The organism is Rhodanobacter sp. A1T4 (assembly GCF_014207185.1).
Lineage (GTDB): Bacteria > Pseudomonadota > Gammaproteobacteria > Xanthomonadales > Rhodanobacteraceae > Rhodanobacter.
Genome location: NZ_JACHCP010000004.1, coordinates 169550 through 189765 on the forward strand (window position 1 = coordinate 169550; position 20216 = coordinate 189765).

Annotated in this window: 20 protein-coding genes; 16 read left to right on the forward strand and 4 right to left on the reverse strand. The window is 60.0% G+C overall.

Annotated features, from left to right (window positions below):
• Entirely contained in the window at positions 1-360 is a 360-nt protein-coding gene (locus tag HDE80_RS09445; protein ID WP_345776433.1) for a hypothetical protein, read from the reverse strand.
• Between the two features lie 328 nt (positions 361-688).
• On the opposite strand from HDE80_RS09445, the gene HDE80_RS09450 reads away from it, so the two are divergent.
• The 5 genes from HDE80_RS09450 to HDE80_RS09470 all read left to right on the forward strand — a co-directional run bounded on the left by HDE80_RS09450 (position 689) and on the right by HDE80_RS09470 (position 4295).
• Positions 689-1525 carry an ATP-binding cassette domain-containing protein gene (locus HDE80_RS09450; RefSeq protein ID WP_184670240.1) on the forward strand — a complete coding sequence of 279 codons (837 nt, stop codon included), beginning with the start codon at positions 689-691 and terminating at the stop codon, positions 1523-1525.
• Positions 1522-2298 (forward strand): lipid asymmetry maintenance ABC transporter permease subunit MlaE, encoded by a 777-nt coding sequence (gene mlaE / locus HDE80_RS09455; protein WP_184670242.1) that lies wholly within the window; start codon positions 1522-1524, stop codon positions 2296-2298. Before HDE80_RS09450 ends, mlaE begins: the two co-directional genes overlap by 4 nt.
• 81 nt (positions 2299-2379) lie before the next feature.
• Positions 2380-3285 (forward strand): outer membrane lipid asymmetry maintenance protein MlaD, encoded by a 906-nt coding sequence (mlaD, locus tag HDE80_RS09460; RefSeq protein ID WP_184670244.1) that lies wholly within the window; start codon positions 2380-2382, stop codon positions 3283-3285.
• 24 nt (positions 3286-3309) lie between these two features.
• Entirely contained in the window at positions 3310-3987 is a 678-nt protein-coding gene (locus HDE80_RS09465) for an ABC transporter substrate-binding protein (protein WP_184670246.1), read from the forward strand.
• A complete protein-coding gene (locus tag HDE80_RS09470) occupies positions 3984-4295 on the forward strand; it encodes an STAS domain-containing protein (protein ID WP_345776434.1) in 312 nt (103 codons plus the stop codon). The genes HDE80_RS09465 and HDE80_RS09470 overlap by 4 nt, the downstream gene beginning before the upstream one ends.
• 81 nt (positions 4296-4376) lie before the next feature.
• Here the strand turns inward: HDE80_RS09470 and HDE80_RS09475 are convergent, their stop codons facing one another.
• Positions 4377-5207 carry a VacJ family lipoprotein gene (locus HDE80_RS09475; RefSeq protein ID WP_255483665.1) on the reverse strand — a complete coding sequence of 277 codons (831 nt, stop codon included), beginning with the start codon at positions 5205-5207 and terminating at the stop codon, positions 4377-4379.
• Between the two features lie 214 nt (positions 5208-5421).
• Between HDE80_RS09475 and rpoZ the strand changes: the two genes are divergently transcribed.
• From rpoZ to HDE80_RS09510, 7 genes are all read left to right on the forward strand, one after another.
• The gene (gene rpoZ / locus HDE80_RS09480; RefSeq protein ID WP_184600549.1) at positions 5422-5712 is read left to right on the forward strand and encodes a DNA-directed RNA polymerase subunit omega; all 291 of its coding nucleotides are present in this window, start codon (positions 5422-5424) and stop codon (positions 5710-5712) included.
• 141 nt (positions 5713-5853) lie between these two features.
• A complete protein-coding gene (locus HDE80_RS09485) occupies positions 5854-8022 on the forward strand; it encodes a bifunctional (p)ppGpp synthetase/guanosine-3',5'-bis(diphosphate) 3'-pyrophosphohydrolase (protein ID WP_184600550.1) in 2169 nt (722 codons plus the stop codon).
• A gap of 98 nt (positions 8023-8120) precedes the next feature.
• Positions 8121-8504: a RidA family protein gene (locus tag HDE80_RS09490; protein ID WP_184600551.1), complete on the forward strand. Its 384-nt coding sequence runs from the start codon at positions 8121-8123 to the stop codon at positions 8502-8504.
• 94 nt (positions 8505-8598) lie between these two features.
• Complete coding sequence (gene recG, locus HDE80_RS09495; protein ID WP_184670248.1) at positions 8599-10719, forward strand: ATP-dependent DNA helicase RecG; 2121 nt, start codon at positions 8599-8601, stop codon at positions 10717-10719.
• A 137-nt stretch (positions 10720-10856) separates the two neighbouring features.
• Positions 10857-11792: a nucleoside hydrolase gene (locus HDE80_RS09500; RefSeq protein ID WP_184670253.1), complete on the forward strand. Its 936-nt coding sequence runs from the start codon at positions 10857-10859 to the stop codon at positions 11790-11792.
• Positions 11793-11873: 81 nt separating this feature from the next.
• Positions 11874-12128, forward strand: a complete 255-nt coding sequence (locus HDE80_RS09505; protein WP_184600554.1) for a type B 50S ribosomal protein L31 — start codon at positions 11874-11876, stop codon at positions 12126-12128.
• Between the two features lie 271 nt (positions 12129-12399).
• The gene (locus HDE80_RS09510) at positions 12400-13695 is read left to right on the forward strand and encodes a citrate synthase (RefSeq protein ID WP_184600555.1); all 1296 of its coding nucleotides are present in this window, start codon (positions 12400-12402) and stop codon (positions 13693-13695) included.
• Positions 13696-13787: 92 nt separating this feature from the next.
• On the opposite strand, the gene HDE80_RS09515 is transcribed toward HDE80_RS09510, so the two are convergent.
• Both HDE80_RS09515 and HDE80_RS09520 read right to left on the reverse strand, forming a co-directional pair.
• Positions 13788-14462 carry a hypothetical protein gene (locus HDE80_RS09515; protein ID WP_184600556.1) on the reverse strand — a complete coding sequence of 225 codons (675 nt, stop codon included), beginning with the start codon at positions 14460-14462 and terminating at the stop codon, positions 13788-13790.
• Between the two features lie 70 nt (positions 14463-14532).
• Complete coding sequence (locus HDE80_RS09520) at positions 14533-17061, reverse strand: penicillin-binding protein 1A (protein WP_184670254.1); 2529 nt, start codon at positions 17059-17061, stop codon at positions 14533-14535.
• 251 nt (positions 17062-17312) lie between these two features.
• On the opposite strand from HDE80_RS09520, the gene HDE80_RS09525 reads away from it, so the two are divergent.
• The 4 genes from HDE80_RS09525 to HDE80_RS09540 are packed head-to-tail and all read left to right on the forward strand — an operon-like array spanning position 17313 to position 20207.
• Positions 17313-18371, forward strand: a complete 1059-nt coding sequence (locus HDE80_RS09525) for a pilus assembly protein PilM (protein ID WP_184670255.1) — start codon at positions 17313-17315, stop codon at positions 18369-18371.
• Positions 18371-19015: a PilN domain-containing protein gene (locus HDE80_RS09530; protein ID WP_184670256.1), complete on the forward strand. Its 645-nt coding sequence runs from the start codon at positions 18371-18373 to the stop codon at positions 19013-19015. The genes HDE80_RS09525 and HDE80_RS09530 overlap by 1 nt, the downstream gene beginning before the upstream one ends.
• Positions 19012-19677: a type 4a pilus biogenesis protein PilO gene (gene pilO, locus HDE80_RS09535; protein ID WP_184670257.1), complete on the forward strand. Its 666-nt coding sequence runs from the start codon at positions 19012-19014 to the stop codon at positions 19675-19677. Before HDE80_RS09530 ends, pilO begins: the two co-directional genes overlap by 4 nt.
• Positions 19674-20207 (forward strand): pilus assembly protein PilP, encoded by a 534-nt coding sequence (locus HDE80_RS09540; protein WP_184670259.1) that lies wholly within the window; start codon positions 19674-19676, stop codon positions 20205-20207. The genes pilO and HDE80_RS09540 overlap by 4 nt, the downstream gene beginning before the upstream one ends.
• The last annotated feature ends 9 nt before the right edge of the window (positions 20208-20216 follow it).

A 20216-nucleotide genomic window follows, 5' to 3' on the forward strand; every position in this document is an offset into this window, starting at 1 on the left:
TCATGTACTCGTCGCAACATCGCCAGTTGACGTCCCGGCGAAAGCGCAGCTTCGGGCTCGTCGAGCAGGTGAGCCCTGGCCGCCGAAGCGGTGCATCATCAGCGACAAGAACGACTCGCCGTGGGATTGTTCGTGCAGCGAGCGGCCGCCGTAGGATTGAACCGCGCCCAGCGAATCAATTTCCGTGGCCACGTTGAAGAAGCTTTCGGCGCGAAGGAAAAATCCGTCCTTCGGCCGTCGAAAAGTTTTTGTCAGCAGCAGGTATTCATGCAGATCCGAATGCGAGGCGCACGTGGCAAAGCGAAAGTTTTTTGTGTCATCTTCCGGATTGAAGCCCCAGGCTGTGGCGATGGCCTCCATCAGCGTGGATTTGCCGCTGCCGTTCTCGCCGACCAGAAAGGTGACTGAGGGATGTAGCTCAAGCGCCGTAAAGTCGCGCAACACGGGCAGGGCGAATGGGTACTGATCGAACGAAGGCACGCCGCAGTCGCACGTACATGACGTAATGTTCGGCATCAATCGTTCGCATGCAGCATTCCCTCGCTTTTCGTGGTCCATGGTCACTCATCGTCGGTCCAGATTCAAACGTCGTGGTCTGAATACCCGCCTGCCGTGTGGGTGGCTTGGCGTGGCGCTAGGGCGAGGCTTCCGGTAACTTGTACCCTCTTTAACGCATCTGATGATCCCCATGACCGAACCCGTTCGAGCCGCGCCTGACGACAGCACCCTGGTGCGGGTTCGTGGCCTGACGACGGTGCTTAACGGCAAGACCATTTTCGACAAGCTTGAACTCGATATCCCGCGGGGCAAGGTCACCGCCATCATGGGTCCCAGCGGCACCGGAAAAACCACCCTGCTCAAGCACATCACCGGTCAGATGCGGCCCGACGCCGGCCAGATTCTGGTCGGGGGCAAGAATGTGCCGGAGCTGTCACGCGAGGAGCTGTACAAGCTCCGCGAGGGTATTGGCTACCTGTTCCAGAATTCAGCATTGCTGACTGATTTCAGCGTGTTCGAGAACGTCGCCTTTCCGCTGCGCCAGCACACCAAGCTGCCGGAAGTGCTGCTGCGCAACGTGGTGCTGCTGAAGCTGCAGGCAGTGGGTTTACGCGGTGCAGCGGAGCTGATGCCGAACGAACTGTCCGGCGGCATGGCGCGCCGCGTCGCGCTGGCGCGGGCCATCGTCTTCGATCCGATGCTGATTCTCTATGACGAACCGTTTGTCGGGCTCGACCCGGTGGCCTTGAATCAGGTGCTGAAATTGATCCGTACGCTCAACGAGACGCTTGGGATTACCAGCGTGCTAGTCGCGCACGAAATCGAGGCGGTAAAGCAAGTGGCCGATCACGTGTTCCTTATCGCCAACGGCAAGGTGGTGGCGCAGGGCGATCCGAAAACCATCGCCAACGATGGCTCGGCGTGGACGCGCCAGTTTTTCGGTGGTGGGGCGGATGGTCCGGTGCCGTTCCAGTATCCGGCGGGTGATTATGGGCAGGCGCTGGGCTTTTCTGGAGCCGCGAAATGAGTGTGCGCCCCGTACAGAGCAGTAACGTGCTGACCGGATCACTGGCGCAAATCGGCAACTGCGGTCTGTTTCTGCTGACCCTGTTGGCGGCGATTCCGCGCAGCTTCCGCTACGTGCGTGAAACACTTCGCCAACTGTGGTTCGTCGGTGCGATGAGCCTGACCATCATCATGGTCTGCGGCCTGTTCGTCGGCATGGTACTGATGCTGCAGCTGTATCACGTGCTGTCGATTTTCGGCGGCACCTCGGCCAGCGGCATGGTGGTCGCGCTATCGGTGTATCGCGAATTGGGGCCGGTGGTGACGGCGCTGCTGTTTGCCGGCCGCGCCGGCACCTCGATTACCGCCGAAATCGGGCTGATGCGTGCCACGGACCAGATCGATGCGATGGAGATGATGGCGGTCGATCCGATTGCCTACGTGGCGACGCCGCGCTTTCTGGCCGGGCTGATTGCGATGCCGCTGCTGTGCTGTGTGTTCTGCGCCATGTCGGTGCTGGGCGGCCATCTGGTCGGCGTGACATGGCTTGGCATCGATAACGGCACGTTCTGGTCGAACATGACCGCTGTAGTGGATCTGCACACCGACATCGTCAATGGTGTGCTGCTGAAAAGCCTGGCGTTCGGTGCCGTGGTTTCGCTGATCGCGGTCTATCAGGGATTCACCACGCCACCGACCAGCGAAGGCGTGGCCTATGCCACTACGCGAACGGTGGTTGCCTCGTCGATCGCCATTCTGGCGCTGGATTTTGTGCTCACGGCGTTCCTGATGTGAACGCGTTGACGAGATCGTCGCCATGAACCCTTCCGCCATGTTCCAGTACTTATCTCCCCAACGCCTATCGAGGATCGTGCCGTGAGCCAACCGAGAAATTCCTATGCCGTCGGCACCGGCCTGTTCATCGTGCTGGGTTTTGCCGCGCTGGTGTATCTGGCCACCCAGACGACGTCGGTGGCCAATGTCCATCAGGGTTCCAGCTACACCGTCGATACGCACTTCGCCAATATCGGCCAGCTGAAAGAGCGCGCGCCGGTGAAGATTGCCGGCGTGCGCATTGGCCAGGTGCAGTCGATCACACTGCAGCCGGGTGCCGAAGTGGCCGATGTGAAGCTGGCGATCGACAAGAACTACGACAAGATTCCGCTGGACTCGGTGGCGACGATCTTCACCAGCGGTCTGCTGGGCGATCAGTACGTCGGCATTGTCTACGGTACCTCCAAGAAAACGGTTGCCGAGGGTGGCACGCTGGCGCTTACCAAACCGGCAGAGCAACTGGAAGACATGCTGGGCAAGTTCTTCGGTGCGGGCGGTATGGCCGACAATCTTGGCGGTACCTACACGGTGACGGCAGACTTCACCAATGTCGGCACGCTCTCAGCCGGTGCGGCGGTGAAGATGGCCGGTGTGCCGATCGGCAGCGTGCAATCGGTGGTTGCCGATCCGGTGAAGCTCGACGCCAAGGTTACCCTGGCCATCGACAACCGCTACAACCAGATTCCCGATGATTCGTCGGCGGCGGTATTCACCAGCGGCTTGATCGGCGCGCAATTCGTCGCCATACAACCGGGTGGTTCACCTGACGCACTCAAGAATGGTGATGAGATGGTGCTGACGCAGTCCGCCATGCAACTGGAGGATTTAATCGGCAAATTCCTGGTCAATGGTTCGTCAAGCGATCAGAAAAATGCCGGCAATGGCACGTCGCCGGGTAAATCGTCATCCGACAAACCGTCTTCCCCTACCCCCACCGGCAAACAGTAGCCGGTCATGTCCAAGGAGTTCTCCATGTTGCGCAGACTGGCTCTTGCCACCGCTATCGCTATGGGCACCATCGTCGCCACTCCGTCGTTCGCCCAGGATCCGGCGCCGGCGGCGGCCCCTGCTTCCCAGCAGACGCCCGAACAGATCATCCAGTCGATTGCCGATCAGCTGGCCAGTGCCATCGACGGTCATCGTGACGAGCTGAAGCAGAATCAGGACAAGCTGATCAGCATCATCGACGAGGTGCTGCTGCCGCATTTCGATATCGACTACGCGTCGATCCTGGTGCTGGGTCAGCATGCCCGTGAGGCAACGCCGGCGCAGCGCGAGCGTTTTGCCAAGGCGTTCTACAACTCGATTACTCATCGCTACGCCGAAGGTCTGCTCGACTACACGCGTGGCCGCGTCAAGGTGCTGCCGTTCAGCGGTGACCTCAACGACAAGCGCACCGTGGTTCGCACGCAGGTAACGATGGATGACGGCAAGCTGGTCTCTATTGATTACGCTTTCCGCAAGAGCCGCTCGGGCGACTGGAAAGCCTATGACGTGATCATCGAGGGCATTTCCTATGTCACCAACTATCGCAATCAGGTGGATGCCGAAATCCGCAAGAGTAGTATCGATGCCCTGATTACCAACCTTGAATCCAAGGGTGGCAGCGCGCTCGATGCGATGGCAAAGGACAGCAAGGGCGGGCAGTGACAGCGATCATCACCGAACCCGGATTTGAGCTCGTCACCAGTACGCCGGGTGTTCTCGGCGTCACTGGTCTGCTCAACTTCAACACGGCGACCGCCGCCATGCAGGCGATCGAATCTGCGTTATCGGATCGCTCGATCGCGCAACTTGATCTGGCCGGCGTGAAGCACGCGGACAGCGCCGGGCTTTCCTGCCTGGTCGCGGTCATGGCTGAGGCTGCCCGGCAAGGTCGGTCGCTCAAGGTCATACATATGCCCAGCGGTATGCAGGCACTGGCCAAGGTGTCCGAGGTCGATCGGTTGATCGATTAGTCAGCATGATTTTCGCCAATAAAAAAGGGGCCGTTGGCCCCTTTTTCATGTCGCTTGATCATATGTCTCGGATCAAACGTGCTATTGCTTGCTGCCTTCATTCGTCTGGCCAGGATGGCTGTTTTCCCATTTGTGCTGCTGATCCAGCAGTTCGTCAGGGTCAAAATTCTTGTCGTCGAGTCCCTGCATATGCTGGATAACGCTGTCCGGCGGATTGCCGTCGTAAATGTCGTAAATGCGCTGCTGACGATACGCGTCGCGAAGGAATACGTACGGGTCGTAAGCCGAGTTGAGGAAATTCTCCGCATCGATGGCACGCGCGCGAAGATTGACCAGATAGATGACCTGCGGCAGATACTGCAAGCCATGATCGTGATTGTTCTGCGCGTAATAGCTGAGCGGATCCAGGAAATAGCTGTCTACAGGTATGCGCCAGATATCACGAGCCGTACTCGGACCGAACAGTGGCAACATGAGATAGTCGCCCTCCGGCAGTCCCCAGCGCGCCAACGTGATGCCGAAATCGTTGGTTTCGAGCGGGATGCCGAACTGGCTGGCTGGATCAAACAAGCCAACGAATCCAATGGTCAGATTCACCACCATGCGACCGGTGCTCTGCACCGCTTGCTTCGGGCGAGCTTGTAGCAGATCGTTCACCACGGTGATCGGCATGCGAATCGTGGTGAAAAAGTTGTTCACCGACGTTCGCACCGGCGCATTCGTCACGTCGCGGTAGCCAACAGCTACCGGACGAATAATCGCCTTGTCCAGTGTGTCGTTGAATTTGTATACCTTGCGGTTGTACTTCTCGAGCGGATCATCGGTGCGCGGCGGCGCGATGGTGGCGCAACCGGCCAGCAGCACGATCGCAAGCAAAAGCAACCAGCGGCTCAAGGACATGGATCGGGGCATGGGGGGCATCGGTGCTGATCGTTCGCGTGCAGGGAGGGGTGACATAATTGTACTGACTAGTTTTATATCTTGCACGGCTTTCAGTGTGCTTTCAGTGTCATCAAGCCTGTGTGTAGGGCAGCCGGCCATCATACGCGCTGGCCACATTGCCAGCAAAGCGCCCGCTGGCTACACTACTCAGCCATATAAGTCATTTATTTTTTGAGGATTTCGCATGGCACGTATCACCGTTGAAGACTGCCTCGAGGTGGTCAACAACCGTTTCGAGCTGGTGCTTATGGCTACCAAGCGCGCGCGCCAGCTGGAAAAGGGCGCCGAGCCTGCCGTCAATCCCGAACAGGACAAGCCGACTGTGCTGGCCCTGCGCGAGATCGCCGAGCGCCGTATTGACCAGACCATGATCGACCAGATCGACACGGCCGAGCGTGAGCGCGCCGAGCGCGAGGCGCTGGAGTGGGCTGCTGCCGAGGTTGACGACGACCTGTCCAAAGGTGGCGATGACTGATGGATGCCGGCTGTCGACAGCGAGCCTTCCGCACTGTTTTTTCTAGTGCTGCCGGTCACGCGCGTGCAGCCACCATCAAGTCATTCGTAGCCGGTTATTCCTTTGATGTCGAGGTGGGCGCCTGAGCTGGCGCCGGCTTCCATGACAGCGGCCACGCACCCCGGTCCGGTCGACATGTCCGTGTTGCCACCCTATGTGCTGGCTCTCAAAGAGCGCGTCGCTTATTTATCCGACGTGCAAATCGCCAAGGTGATTCGCGCATTCCAGGTTGGCGCCGACGCGCATGCCGGGCAGGAGCGCAAAAGCGGCGAACCGTACATCACTCATCCCGTGGCAGTGGCCGGCATTCTGGCTGAGCTCGGTCTGGACGCTGAAACGGTTATCGCTGCGATCCTGCATGACACGCTGGAAGACACCGAGCTGAGCCGTGAAGCCCTGTCTGCTGAATTTGGTGAAGTGGTCGCCGAACTGGTCGACGGCGTCACCAAGCTGGACAAGATGCAGTTCGGTACCCGGCAGGAAGCCGATGCGGAGAGTTTCCGCAAGATGCTTCTCGCCATGGCACGGGATCTGCGTGTGATCCTGATCAAGCTGGCCGACCGTCTGCACAACATGCGAACGCTGGGTGCCAAAGACGCTGCTTCGCGTCGCCGCATTGCCCGCGAGACGCTGGAAATCTACGCGCCCATTGCACAGCGCCTGGGCATGAACAAGTTCAAGGCGGAACTGCAGGACCTGGGCTTTCGCGCGCTTTATCCGGATCGCTATCGTGTGATCAGCGAGCGCATCCGCGCTGCCATCGGTAATCGCCGTGAAGCGATGGGCAAGATCGAGACCGCTCTGACAAGCCGGCTCAGCACCGAGCATATGCAGAGTACGGTGGTGGGGCGGATCAAGTCGCCGTGGAGCATCTATTCCAAGATGCACGACGAGCACAAGAGCTTCGCCCAGTTGATGGACGTCTACGGTTTTCGCGTGATCGTTGACAGTGCGATGAGTTGCTATATGGCACTTGGCGCCGCGCATGCTTTGTATAAACCGGTCGATCGACGCTTCAAGGATTTCATCGCGATTCCCAAAGCGAACGGCTACCAGTCATTGCACACCGTTCTGCTTGGCCCGTTTGGCGCCCCAATTGAAGTTCAGATACGCACGGCCGAAATGGACTCGGTAGCCGAGCGGGGTGTGGCAGCACACTGGGCTTATAAAACCGACAGCGGTCCGGCCAACAGCGCGCAGGCGCGCGCGCGCGAGTGGCTCTCCTCACTGGCTGACAGCTCGGCTAACACGTCGTCGTCGGCGGAATTTATCGAAGCGGTAAAGATCGATCTGTTTCCGGACGAGGTTTACCTTTTCACACCACGTGGCGACATTCTTTCACTGCCACGGAACGCCACGGCGCTGGACTTCGCCTACGCGGTGCATACCGATGTCGGCGACCACGCGGTGGCAGCGCGGGTCGACAAGAAGCTGCTGCCATTGCGCACGCGACTGGCATCGGGGCAACTGGTGGAAATCATCACCGCGCCATCAGCGATGCCGAATCCGGGGTGGCTGGAGTCTGTCGTTACCAGCAAGGCGCGCACCGCGATTCGTCAGTATCTGAAAAATCTTCAGCACGAAGATGCGGTGGACTTTGGCCATCGCATGCTCGATCGCGCGCTGGGCGCGCAGGGCAGCAGCCTGGATGGCGTGCCAACGGCGGTGCTGGATCTGTTTCTCGAAGCGTCCAAATTCAATCGGCTGGAAGAATTGCTATCCGATATTGCGCTGGGTAACCGCATGCCCGATGTGGTTGCCGGTCAGTTGCTTGCGCTGCGTGGTGAGCGTGCCGACGGCGCGCCACAGGCCTCCAAGCGTGTGCACGAAAAAATTCGTATCACCGGTGCCGAGCGCGGCGTTCTGAGTTTCGCCAATTGCTGCCATCCGCTGCCTGGTGATGACATCGTTGGTTATCTGTCGTCGGGCAAGGGCATCGTGGTACACCGTGAGGAATGCCCCAACGTGATCGAGCTGCGCAAGTCGCCCGAACGCTACGTGCCGATCGAGTGGGATCGTGGCGTACAGGGTGATTTTCGCGCGCAGTTACGCATCGAAGTCATCAACCGTCCCGGCGTGCTGGCGACCGTGGCGGCGGCGATCGCAGCGGCGGATTCGAACATCGACAACGTGGAATACGTCGAGCGCGATGCCGCTGCGGCAACGCTGCTGTTCTCGATGGAAGTGAAGAGCCGCAAGCATCTGGCCGAAGTGATCCGCCGTGTGCGGCGCACCGGCGTGATCAGCGGCGCGCATCGTTATCCTTTGTAAGGCGAGTAGCGAGAAAGTCGCTACATCTTTGCGAACTTGCGCCGTCGCTATTCGCCTCTAAGCTTTACACTCGCGTTTTCAATCTCGCGAGGTTCCCCATGTCCCGCAGCATCATCGCTACTGAGCTTGCGCCTGCCGCTATCGGTCCGTATTCGCAGGCCGTGCGTGCCGGCAATACGGTGTACTTCTCCGGTCAGATTCCGCTCGATCCTGCCACTGGAGCGCTGGTCGATGGCGACATCGCGGCACAGACGCGGCGGGTGTTCGACAACCTCACAGCGGTGGCGAGCGCAGCGGGCGGTTCTCTGGCTCAAATCGTACGCGTCGGCATCTATGTGACCGATCTGGCGAATTTCGCTACGGTCAATGCGGTGATGGCCGAGTACTTCCAGACGCCGTATCCCGCGCGCTCCACGATCGAGGTTTCCGGGTTGCCGAAAGCCGCGCAGGTCGAAATCGATGCGGTGATGGTGCTGGACTGATCGTTCATCGCGGCGTATGCCGACGGCTGTTGTCGGGATTGTGTAAGGATTCCGGCTTACGGCGATGGGGTGTGCTCGGTTAGGCTTGGGCGTCATGAGCGCGCGCATTCCTCGTCCTTCTTCCACGGTAACCACTGATCCCGGTATTGCGCCCGTCAGTGCGCTGAGCGGTGTGGGTCCGGCGTTGGTCACCACGCTGGCGAAGCTCGGATTGGAACGCGTACAGGATCTGTGGTTTCACCTGCCGCTGCGCTATGAAGACAAGACCCGCGTTACCGCGATTGCGGATTTGCGCGTCGGTGAGCGAGCCCAAGTCGAGGGCGTCATCGAAGCGGTCGAACGCGGCTTCCGTTTTCGCCCGCAGCTTAAGGTGGCCATTGGCGATGTAAGCGGTCAGACCTTGATGCTCCGCTTTTTCCATTTCAGTCGCGCCCAGGCCGAGCAGTTGCGAGTTGGTGCGCGCGTGCTCTGCTATGGCGAGGTTCGCCACGCCGCGCAAGGTCTGGAGATGGTACACCCGAGCTATCAGCGGCTGAGCGTTGACGAGCTGGCTGCGGTGGATGAATTGCTGAGTCCGGTCTATCCGACGACCGAAGGACTGGGCACGAAGCGGCTCGCTGGCGTGATCGCGAAGTCACTGGCGTTGCTGCCGCCTGCCGCGCAGTTGGAGCTGATTCCGCCGGAACTGTGCGCAGAGCACGGACTTGCCTCGTTGCGCGATGCATTGCTTTACGTGCATCGACCGCCGCCGGATGCCCACCTCGGCCAGTTGATGCTTGGCCGTCACCCTGCGCAGCAGCGGCTGGCCTTTGAAGAGTTGTTGACCCAGCATCTGAGCCTGAAGCGCATGCGTGCGGCCGTGCGCCGTCGGCATGCGCCGGTGCTGGGCGGCGATGGGAACTTGCGCCAACAACTGCTGAAAGAACTGCCGTTCTCATTGACCGCCGCGCAGCAACGTGTAACTGCAGAGGTGGCGCGCGATCTCGCCCAGCCGAAGCCGATGCTGAGACTGGTGCAAGGCGACGTCGGCAGCGGCAAAACCGTGGTGGCTGCACTGGCTGCGCTGGCTGCCATTGAGGCCGGTCAGCAGGTCGCACTGATGGCGCCGACCGAGTTGCTGGCCGAACAGCATCTGCGCAATTTCCGACACTGGCTGCAGCCGCTCGGTGTCGCTGTCGAATGGCTGGTTGGCAAGCAGCAGGGCAAGGCGCGGCAGCAGGCTATGCAGCGGATCGCCGAGGGTGCGTCGATGGCGATCGGCACGCATGCGTTGATGCAGGAAGGCGTGGCCTTTGCGCAACTGGGACTGGTGATCGTCGACGAACAGCATCGTTTCGGCGTGCAGCAGCGGCTTGCCTTACGTGACAAGGGTGCCGATCACATCAGCGGTCTGGTGCCGCATCAGCTGGTGCTGACCGCCACGCCCATTCCACGCACGCTGGCGATGAGCGCCTACGCCGACCTGGATGTTTCTTCCATTGATGAGCTGCCGCCCGGTCGCACGCCGGTGCAAACGATTGCGATCTCCAACGCGCGCCGGTTCGAGGTGATCGAGCGCATCCACGCCGCGTGCGGAGAAGGGCGACAGGTCTATTGGGTGTGCACGCTGATCGAGGAATCCGAGCAATTGCGCGCACAAGCGGCCGAAGTAGCACACGCTGAGCTGTCGGCTGCGCTGGTTGGCTTCAAAGTTGGCTTGATTCACGGTCGCATGAAGCCGAAAGAAAAGCAGGCGGCGATGGATGCATTCAAGGCCGGGGAATTGTCTGTGCTGGTGGCTACCACGGTGATCGAGGTGGGCGTCGATGTACCCAATGCCAGTCTGATGGTGATCGAGAACAGTGAGCGGCTTGGCTTGGCGCAGTTGCATCAGTTGCGTGGGCGCGTCGGGCGTGGAGCGGTCGCGTCCAATTGCGTGCTGCTGTATCAACCGCCGCTCGGACAGCTGGCGCGGGAGCGACTGCAGGTCATGCGCGAAACCAACGACGGTTTTCGCATCGCCGAGAAGGATCTGGAGCTGCGTGGCCCGGGTGAAGTACTCGGCACGCGTCAGACCGGACAGCTCAGCTTCCGCATCGCCGATCTGGCTCGCGACGCGCATCTGTTGCCAGCGGTGCAGCAGGTTGGCGAGCGCATGCTGGCCCAACATCCAGCACAGACCGAGCGGTTGATAGAGCGCTGGATCGGTGGCGCCGCGCTGTATGTGCATGCGTGAGCGTGGAGAATAGGGAGCCCTGAAAAAGGATTCCTTTCGGTCACGGGTAACAGGAATCAAGGCTTGAGAGCGTTCGCGAGATCTGGCCTGCCTGTTACCTCTAAACTACGAAGCTCTTTCATCCTCGACTTGTCCCCATGACCAAGCCCCAGCTTCTAATCGACACCGACCCCGGCGTGGACGACGCGCTCGCTATCCTCATGGCGCACGCACATGCCGATGTTGCGGGCCTGAGCATCGCTGCAGGCAATGTCGGCCTGGGCCATACCGTGCGTAACGCACGCACCCTTGTTGATCTGCTGGATGCCGCGACACCCATCTTTGCCGGTTGCGCCACACCGTTGGTCCGTGCACCGGAAGAAGACGCGGCATTTGTGCACGGTCAGGATGGTTTTGGTGATGTGGGATTTGCGTCGCCACGAGCCATGCCTGCGGATGAGCCCGCCGCGCTCGCATTGCTGCGTCTCACCCGCGAACGGCCGGGTGAGCTGACACTCGTCGCGCTGGCGCCGTTGACGAACCTGGCGTTGGCGCTGCGGATCGATCCCAGCTTGCCCGAGCGGGTTGCCCGGCTGGTGATCATGGGTGGCGCGGTCACCGGTCACGGCAATACCGGCAAGGTGCCGGCCGAGTTCAATATTGGCTTCGACCCGGAGGCGGCGCATGTGGTGTTCGAGGCGTTTCCACAGTTCGAGCTGGTCGACTGGGAGGCCACGTTGCGGCATGCGTTTGACGACGCAGAGTTTGAGGACTGGTTGAAGGCCGGTGATCAGCGCGCAAAGTTTTACGACAGCATTGTGGGTACCGCACGTGCCTACAACCTGACGCACGGGCGGCAAGGCGTCATTGCCGCCGACGCGCTGGCGATGGCTGTGGCCATCGATCCGTCGATCGTCACCCGTCGCGAAAAGCGTGCGGTTTCGGTTGAGCTCGACGGGCGTCTGACCCGCGGCGCTACCGTGGTTGATTGGGCTGGCCGACTTGGCCGGCCGATCAACGCCGACATCGTGCTGGAGGTCGATCAGGCCCGCTTTGCCGCTATGGTACGGCGTGCCTTGGGCGTCGTCGTTTGAGGCGGACAAGCTCCGGGGTTGCAGTGACGGGCAAACGACCGTTACAATACCGCTCTTGTTTCCATCGCTTTAGAGTCTGTCATGAAGCCTGATATCCATCCGAACAACAAAGCGGTCGTTTTCCAGGACCTGTCGTCCGACTTCGCGTTTCTGACCAAGTCGACCATGTCCAGCAAGGAAACCATCAAGTGGGAAGACGGCAACGAGTACCCGCTGATCAAGGTGGATATCTCCAGCCACTCGCACCCGTTTTACACCGGCAAGCAGAAGACGCTTGACGTTGGCGGCCGCGTGGACAAGTTCCGTCGCCGCTATGCGGGTTCGACAAAAGAATAATTCGCTGTCGGGCCGTCTCCATTGAAAGGCCTGCAGATACGATTCGAGATACGGGGTGAGCGCAGGCTTGCCCCGTATTTTTTTGTGCTCGCTGAGCTCCCATTCGCGATCGAATGTTCACAAGGCCTTATGCGATAATTCGCGTTGAACAACGCCCAGGCGTTCGAAGCACCGCATGCTTTCCCCGGCATGCAAACCAAGCATTCCCCTCGCCGACCGGTGTCGCCCCAGCGGCTGCTCCTGGTGGTGATCCACATGTAAGGAGATTCCCGTGTCCGATACCAAGATCGTCAAGCTGGTGGATGAGTCGAACCAGCGCAGTAGTGAGCTGCCATTGATCAGCGGCACGCTTGGGCCCGCGTGCATCGACATCGGTACGCTTTACAAGGACACCGGGCACTTCACCTACGATCCCGGCTACGGCAGTACCGCCAGCACCAAGAGCGCGATCACGTATATCGATGGTGACGAGGGCGTGCTGTTGTATCGCGGTTATCCGATCGACCAGCTGGCAGAAAAATCCAGCTTCCTCGAAGTGTCCTATCTGCTGCTCAACGGCGAGCTGCCGACCAAGGCCGAGTTCGACGCGTTCGACCACGAGATCACGCATCACACGATGATGCACGAGTCGCAGAAGAATTTTTTCCAGGGTTTCCACCACGATGCGCATCCGATGGCCATGCTGGCGGCTTCGGTGGCGTCGCTGTCGGCGTTCTATCATGACGATCTGGATGTCGATGACCCGGCCGATCGCAAACTCGCGGCGATTCGCCTGATTGCGAAGATGCCGACCATTGCCGCGTCCTGCTATCGCTATTCGATCGGCTGGCCTGCCCGCTACCCGCGCAACAACCTCGCCTACGTCGACCGCTTCCTGCACATGATGTTCGAAGTGCCAAGTGAGCCGCTGGAGATGAGTCCGGTGGCAGCGAAAGCACTCGATCTACTGTTTATCCTGCATGCCGACCACGAGCAGAATGCCTCGACGTCGACTGTTCGACTGGTCGGTTCCACCGGTGCGAATCCTTACGCCTCCATTGCCGCTGGCATTACCGCTTTGTGGGGTCCAGCGCATGGTGGCGCCAACGAAGCGGTGCTGAAGCAGCTGAAGGAAATCGGCACACCAGACAAGGTCGAGACTGCCGTCAAACGCGCCAAGGACAAGAATGACAGCTTCCGCCTGATGGGCTTCGGCCATCGCGTTTACAAGAACTTCGACCCGCGCGCGAAGATCATCCGCGAAATGTGCCACAAGGTGCTCGAGGAACTGGGCGTCAACGATCCCCTGCTCGATGTGGCGATGAAGCTGGAAGAAGCGGCGCTGAAGGACGATTATTTCGTCGAGCGCAAGCTCTACCCGAACGTTGATTTCTATTCCGGCATCATCTACAAGGCGCTGGGCATTCCGACCGAAATGTTTACGGTGATGTTCGCCATCGCGCGGACCTCCGGCTGGATTGCTCACTGGATCGAGCAGCACGAAACACCCGGATCGCGTATCGGTCGTCCGCGCCAGATCTATACCGGTGCCGACGTGCGTGACTATCTGCCGGAAGCGAAGCGCTAAGCCTGTCTGTTGCGCTCAATCGATAGGAAAGAAAAAGCCCGGGTTTATCCCGGGCTTTTTCTTTAGCGTCGCCAGATACGGCACGTCGACGGTCAGCGCAAGGCCGCCGACAGTCTCTGCTCGAACGCATCGTCATCGTTTTCCGCGAGCAGAATTTCCACCTGGGTAAGCGTCGCCCGCCGCATGGGCGTGTCATCGGCGCGCCGATCGAGCGGTGCCTGACGCAGGCTGTCGCGCGGCAGAACGGTGAGATCGAACGGCAACTCGTCGGCGGCAAATAGCAACACGGGATATTCCGATTGCTCATCGCGTTTGGTTCGCAGCCGGCGGGTCTGTGTTTCGATCGGCACACCGTTGTCGAGCAGATATCGACCTACCGCATCGGGGTCATCGCTGAACACATGCAGACAAACGGCCGAGTGGGTATCAGCCGTACCTTCGAGCACGGCGCCGACCAGGCGCGGTTCGTACGCGGAGAGAAAACGCATAGCTTCGACCGCCGCTTCCCGACGCTGACGCAATGATCTTGGCTGACTATCGGCAAGAAACAGACGCTGATGCTCACGTAGCGCTTCTTCGATTTCCAGGTTACGTGGCAAGGCCTGTGTATCGAGAATGCCCAAGCGCTCGGCGGCCTTGAGCTTGGCATGGTGAAAGTCGCGGATGCCGTGCTCGCTCATCAAGCGAGCGGCTTCCTGGGCAATGCGCAAACGGCTGCGCTGTAGCCGGTCGTGCGCGTGGATGCGGTGGTGTTCGCCTCGGGACATGACACGCTCCTCATCGGTAGATTGCCTGCAGTGCGGCGCTATCTGGATGGCGACACGCTGCATGGGCGATTTAGAAAATATCGTAGGCGTGCTGCTGGTCCTGTTCCTTCTGCTGAGTGGCCTGGGTACGCAGGCGGTCGACGTCCTCCACCTTGAAGATTTCGTTCATGCTGTTGGGGTCATCCGACGAGGTCGGCAAACCGCTGTCGCGGTTGATCAATACCGTACTGATCCCGGGCGGCATTGGCAACGTGTTCATGGGCAGGCCTTTCAGCACCTCGCCCATATAGTCCATCCAGATCGGCAGTGCGGCTTTGGCGCCAAACTCGCCATGACCCAGCGACGCGTAATCGTCGAAGCCAACCCATACCGCCGTGGAAAGATCGCCGTTGAAGCCGACGAACCAGGCATCGCGATGGTCGTTGGTGGAGCCGGTCTTGCCGGCCAGATCGGTCCGGTTGAGTGACTTCGCGGCTGAACCGGTGCCGCGCAGGATCACGTCCTTCATCAGTGAAGTGAGCAGATAGTCGTTACGAATGTCGATGACAAGCGGCGCCAGCACCGGAGGATGCGCATTCTGATTGTGCACGTCGGCAGGCAAGACAGCGATGCCGACGCCATCGACGCTGCTGGCCGATGCAGGGGCTGCCGTGGTGGCTACCGGAACATCGTTGGCCGGCGTCTTGATCATGTCGGCTGGCGGTGGTCCCGGGGGGCTCGTATCCAGCAGACGCTCCTGGCAGTCGCGACAGGCGCGGGCGGGATTGGCCACGTAAACCGGCTTGCCGCTGCGGTCGTCGATCTCACTGATGAAGTACGGCGTGACTAGGTAGCCGCCGTTGGCGAACACCGCGTAGCCACGCGCCATGCTCATCGGCGAAACCGACGCGGTGCCGAGTGCCATTGACAGGTTGGGTGGGATGGAGTCGAGCGAGAAGCCGAAGCGGGTGACGTAATCGCGTGCATAGCGAACGCCGATGGCATCGAGCAGACGTACAGAAACCAGATTCTTGGACTGCACCAACGCCTCGCGCAGACGCATCGGGCCAGCGAACTTTCCATCGTCGTTGGACGGCGTCCAGATGCCACCGGGTCGCGATGGATCAGGCAATGCCAGCGGCGCGTCGTTGATGATCGATGCCGGCGTGAACCCGCGTTCGAACGCGGCCGAGTAGAAGTACGGCTTGAAACTCGAGCCAGGCTGGCGTGCGGCCATCACGGCACGGTTGAATTTGCTCAGCGAGAAATTGAAGCCGCCGACCAGTGCACGGATTGAGCCGTCCTCCGGATCGATCGAGGTCAATGCGGCCTGCGCACGGGGAATCTGGTCGAGCTGCCATTCGCCCTTTTCATCGCGAGAAAGGCGGATCACGTCACCGCGCTTGAGTACCTTGCTGACCGTGGTCGGCGCCGCGCCAACACGATCGTCGTCGATATGCGGGCGTGCCCAGCTCATTGCGGCCAGTTCGAGTTTCGCGCTCTGGTGATCGGCCAGATAAACCGTGGCCTCGGTCGCGTCGGCAGCAGTGACCAGCCCCGGCTGCATGCCCGAGATGCTGAAATAGCTGGAGAGCACGCGGTCGTAATCGGCTTCTCCGGCATCGGCCGCCAGATCCTGATGCGCCTCCGGGCCGCGCCAACCATGACGGTGGTCATAGATGCCTAGCCCGTTGCGCAGTGCTTCCACGGCCGCCTTCTGACGATCGCTTTGCAGGGTGGTCTTGACGACATAGCCCTCGGTCAGCGCCTCGTTGCCCAGTCGATCCAGCGCCTGCCGACGTACCATTTCGGCGAGATAAGGGGCGTCGACCTCGATGGTTTGCTCGTGCGGGAAAGCGTGGTTCGGCTCATCGATCGCCTGTTGATAGACCGGCTGGGTGATGTAACCGTGCTTGAGCATCTCACCCAGCACCCAGTTCCTTCGGGCGATGCCGCGTGCGGGGCTGTTGATGGGGTTCACCACTGACGGCAGCTGGAAGGTCGAGGCCAGCATGGCGCACTCGGCCACCGTCAGCTGATCCAGCGTCTTGCCGTAGTAATACTCCGCGGCTGCACCAACGCCATAAGCGCGATGTCCGAGAAACATCTTGTTGAGATAGAGCTCGAGGATCTGGTCCTTGCTCAGCTCGTGCTCGATGCGCAGGGCGATGAAAATCTCGGTGAGCTTGCGCGAGTAGAGCTTTTCCGGACTGAGGAAGATGTTGCGCGCCACCTGCTGGGTAATCGTCGAGCCGCCAGGGCCCTTGTCACCGCCGGTTGCGATGACGTGCCAGCCGGCACGGGCAAGACCGTGCCAATCCACGCCAGGATGATGGTAAAAGTCGGCATCTTCAGCCGACAGCACCGCGTGCTTGAGCTGATCGGGAACATTGGCGATCGCTACCGGGATGCGCCGGGTCTCGCCGAAACTGGCGATCAATTTGCCGTCTGCGCTCAGCACACGCAGCGGTACCTGCATGTGGTAGTCCTTCAGAACGGCTACGGCTGGAAGCCTTGGCGCGATCAACCAATACGCCACGCCAACCGCGATAACAGCAAGCAGCAGACCGGAAAAAGCCAGGATCAGAGCCCAGCGCAACAATCGCTTGAGAATTCGCATGGTGTGGGGATAGCGAGACCTGAGTCAAAACATGCCAGAGTATAGATGTAGCAATATCCCCGAATGAGCACGTCGCCGCCAAGCAAGGCGCGCGCCAAACAAGGCAAGGTCGCAATTGTGGCGGACATCACGACAATTAGTTGAGAAAGTGCACGTAGACCGTTGCTATTGCGTTAATTTTTCGATTTAATGCCATTGCGCATCCCTCCAGGATTCTGGTTAGGGGCGCCAAGTGGCAAGGGGGAAACACCGTGGGGCTTTTTACACCCAAGAAGCCGGCACTGATTGGTGTCGACATCAGTTCGACTGCCGTCAAGCTGCTGCAGCTCAGTCAGGCGGGCGGCCGTTTTCGCGTGGAACATTACGCGGTCGAGCCCCTGCCACCCAATGCCGTGGTCGAGAAAAACATCGTCGAGGTCGAAGCGGTAGGCGATGCGATCCGTCGCGCACTGGCTCGTTCCGGCTCCAAGCTCAAGCACGGTTCGGCAGCGGTGGCCGGCTCAGCGGTGATCACCCGCGTCATTCCGATGTCCAGCGATCTCTCTGAAGATGACCTCGAAGGTCAGATCCAGATCGAGGCAAACCAGTACATTCCTTACCCCATCGACGAAGTCAGTCTCGATTACGAGGTGGTGGGTCCGGTGCGTGACAACCCGGACATGAACAATGTGCTGCTGGCTGCCTCGCGTACCGAGAACGTTGACATGCGCGTGGCGGCCCTCGATCTCGGCGGCCTGATTGCCGGTGTGATTGATGTTGAAGCATTCGCGATGGAAAACGCGTTTGCGATGATGGCTGATCAGCTGAGCGTGGGGCGCGATGCGCTGGTGGCGGTGGTGGACATCGGCGCCACCATGACTACGCTGTCGGTACTGCGGAATCAACGCACCATCTATTCGCGCGAACAGGTTTTTGGCGGCAAGCAGCTTACCGACGAGATCATGCGTCGCTTCGGCCTGTCTTACGAGGAAGCCGGTCGTGCCAAGCGCAAGGGCGGCTTGCCCGAATCCTACGAAAGCGAGGCACTGGAGCCGTTCAAGGAATCGCTGATCCAGCAGATCAGCCGTCTGCTGCAGTTCTTCTTTGCAGGCAGCGAGTACAGCAAGGTCGACCAGGTCGTGCTGGCCGGTGGTTGTGCCTCGATCGAAGGGTTGGGTGCGATGCTGGAAGAACAGCTCGGCGTGCCATGCATCGTTGCCAATCCGCTGGCGCGGATGTCGCTATCGCCGCGGGTACAGGCGCAGTCGCTGGCTCAGGATGCGCCCGCGTTGATGATTGCGGTCGGCCTCGCCCTGAGGAGCTTCGACTGATGGCACACGTCAACCTACTTCCGCATCGTGCTGCTCGACGCAAGCAGCGCGAACGCGAGTTCTACATTCAATTGGGCGTCTCCTTTGCAGCGGCAATTGCATTTTTGCTGCTCTGGGGATGGTGGATGGGTGAGCGCATCGATAACCAGAACGATCGCAACACCATGCTGCAGAACGAGATAACCCAGGTCGACGTGCGCATTGCCAAGATCAAGGATTTGGAAAAAGTGCGTGACCATCTGTTGGCGCGTAAGCAGATCATCGAACAGCTGCAGGCCGATCGCTCGCAGATGGTCCACCTGTTCGACGAGCTGGTCAAAACGATCCCGTCCAGTGGGCGGCTCACGGGCATGAAGCAGGATGGCCAGTCGATGTCGCTCGATGGCGTGGCGCAGTCCAATGCCAGCGTCGCTGAGTACATGCGCAATATCGAAGCCTCTCCATGGCTGGGTCATACCGACCTTCGCAAGACCGAGAAAAGTGTGGAGGCAACGCGCATGCCTTACACATTTGGCTTGGATGTCGCGCTGAGTCGACCGAAACCCGATCAGGTGGATGACTCCAGTGCACCAGCTTCCGCAGGCTCTGCCGCCGCACCGGCCAAGTCAGCCAGTGTCCCTGCGACGGGAGGGGCGAAGCCATGAAGTTCTTCAATGACCTGCGTAATCTCGATCGCAACAACGTCGGTGGCTGGCCGCAGTCGATCAAGATGTTCTTTACCGGACTGGTGTTTGCCGTCATCGTACTCATCGGCTGGTATACGTATATAAGCGGCCAGCAGGATACTTTGACGACGCTAGCCGGCAAGGAAGATCAGTTAAAGCAGGAGTTTTCGACCAAACAGGCCAAGGCCGTCAATCTGGAAGCGCTGCAACAGCAGCTCGACGAGATGCAGGACATGCTTCGTCAGCTGCTTCGTCAGCTGCCCGGCAAGACCGAAATGCCGGAATTGCTCGTCGATATCTCGCAGACCGCGCAGAGCGCCGGCTTGCAAACGGAACTATTTCAGCCGGGTCCGGAAACACCGAAGGATTTTTACGCGGAAAAGCCAATCACCTTGCGTATGACCGGCACCTATCATCAGTTCGGTACCTTTATCAGCGGTGTGGCTTCGTTGCCACGGGTAGTGATTCTGACCTTGCACGATGTTTCGCTGACGCCGAAGGCAGCGTCGAAAGGGGGCGTAGCCAGCGATGGCCAGCTCGTCCTGCAGGGTACGGTCAAAACCTATCGTTACCTCGACGATGAAGAGAGCACCAGCACCATCAAGGCATCGGGCAACACCCAGGCGGGAGGGCAGAAATGAAAATGTTTGCTGCCATCAATCCGCTACGTGTTGTGCTGATGCTCGGGCTCGCCTTGGTTCTCAGTGGCTGCACGCGCGGCACCTCGGATTTACGCGACTGGATCGCGCAGGAAAAGGCCAAGAAGGGCGCGCCGATCACGCCGCTGCCGGTCATCAAGACTTTCGAGACATTCAAGTACGACGATCAGGACAAGCGCGATCCGTTCAGCCCGAGCTTGGCCGAAACCGAGCCGAGTTCCGGCAATAGTGGTCCGCGCCCAGATGCAAACCGCGCCAAGGAGCCGCTGGAAATGTTTTCGCTGGACAGCTTGAAGATGGTCGGTACGGTAGGCACCGGCGTCGGTACCGAAGTGCTTATCAAGGATCCGGGTGGAGTGATCCATCGTATCCACAAGGGTGAATACATGGGCCAGAACTACGGGCACGTCATCACCATAAGCGATGATCACATCGATCTGGTCGAGCTGGTATCTAACGGTAATGGTGGCTGGATGGAACGTCCCGCCAGCATCGCCCTTGCCGGGCAATAGGAATACAGG

What these genes read in the sequence shown, in the direction of transcription:
- HDE80_RS09445 (WP_345776433.1), bottom strand. Translation starts at nt 360, where the DNA reads ATGGAGGCCATCGCCACAGCCTGGGGCTTCAATCCGGAAGATGACACA.
- HDE80_RS09450 (WP_184670240.1), top strand. Translation starts at nt 689, where the DNA reads ATGACCGAACCCGTTCGAGCCGCGCCTGACGACAGCACCCTGGTGCGG.
- mlaE (WP_184670242.1), top strand. Translation starts at nt 1,522, where the DNA reads ATGAGTGTGCGCCCCGTACAGAGCAGTAACGTGCTGACCGGATCACTG.
- HDE80_RS09465 (WP_184670246.1), top strand. Translation starts at nt 3,310, where the DNA reads ATGTTGCGCAGACTGGCTCTTGCCACCGCTATCGCTATGGGCACCATC.
- HDE80_RS09475 (WP_255483665.1), bottom strand. Translation starts at nt 5,207, where the DNA reads ATGCCCCGATCCATGTCCTTGAGCCGCTGGTTGCTTTTGCTTGCGATC.
- rpoZ (WP_184600549.1), top strand. Translation starts at nt 5,422, where the DNA reads ATGGCACGTATCACCGTTGAAGACTGCCTCGAGGTGGTCAACAACCGT.
- HDE80_RS09485 (WP_184600550.1), top strand. Translation starts at nt 5,854, where the DNA reads ATGACAGCGGCCACGCACCCCGGTCCGGTCGACATGTCCGTGTTGCCA.
- HDE80_RS09490 (WP_184600551.1), top strand. Translation starts at nt 8,121, where the DNA reads ATGTCCCGCAGCATCATCGCTACTGAGCTTGCGCCTGCCGCTATCGGT.
- recG (WP_184670248.1), top strand. Translation starts at nt 8,599, where the DNA reads ATGAGCGCGCGCATTCCTCGTCCTTCTTCCACGGTAACCACTGATCCC.
- HDE80_RS09500 (WP_184670253.1), top strand. Translation starts at nt 10,857, where the DNA reads ATGACCAAGCCCCAGCTTCTAATCGACACCGACCCCGGCGTGGACGAC.
- HDE80_RS09505 (WP_184600554.1), top strand. Translation starts at nt 11,874, where the DNA reads ATGAAGCCTGATATCCATCCGAACAACAAAGCGGTCGTTTTCCAGGAC.
- HDE80_RS09515 (WP_184600556.1), bottom strand. Translation starts at nt 14,462, where the DNA reads ATGTCCCGAGGCGAACACCACCGCATCCACGCGCACGACCGGCTACAG.
- HDE80_RS09520 (WP_184670254.1), bottom strand. Translation starts at nt 17,061, where the DNA reads ATGCGAATTCTCAAGCGATTGTTGCGCTGGGCTCTGATCCTGGCTTTT.
- HDE80_RS09530 (WP_184670256.1), top strand. Translation starts at nt 18,371, where the DNA reads ATGGCACACGTCAACCTACTTCCGCATCGTGCTGCTCGACGCAAGCAG.
- pilO (WP_184670257.1), top strand. Translation starts at nt 19,012, where the DNA reads ATGAAGTTCTTCAATGACCTGCGTAATCTCGATCGCAACAACGTCGGT.
- HDE80_RS09540 (WP_184670259.1), top strand. Translation starts at nt 19,674, where the DNA reads ATGAAAATGTTTGCTGCCATCAATCCGCTACGTGTTGTGCTGATGCTC.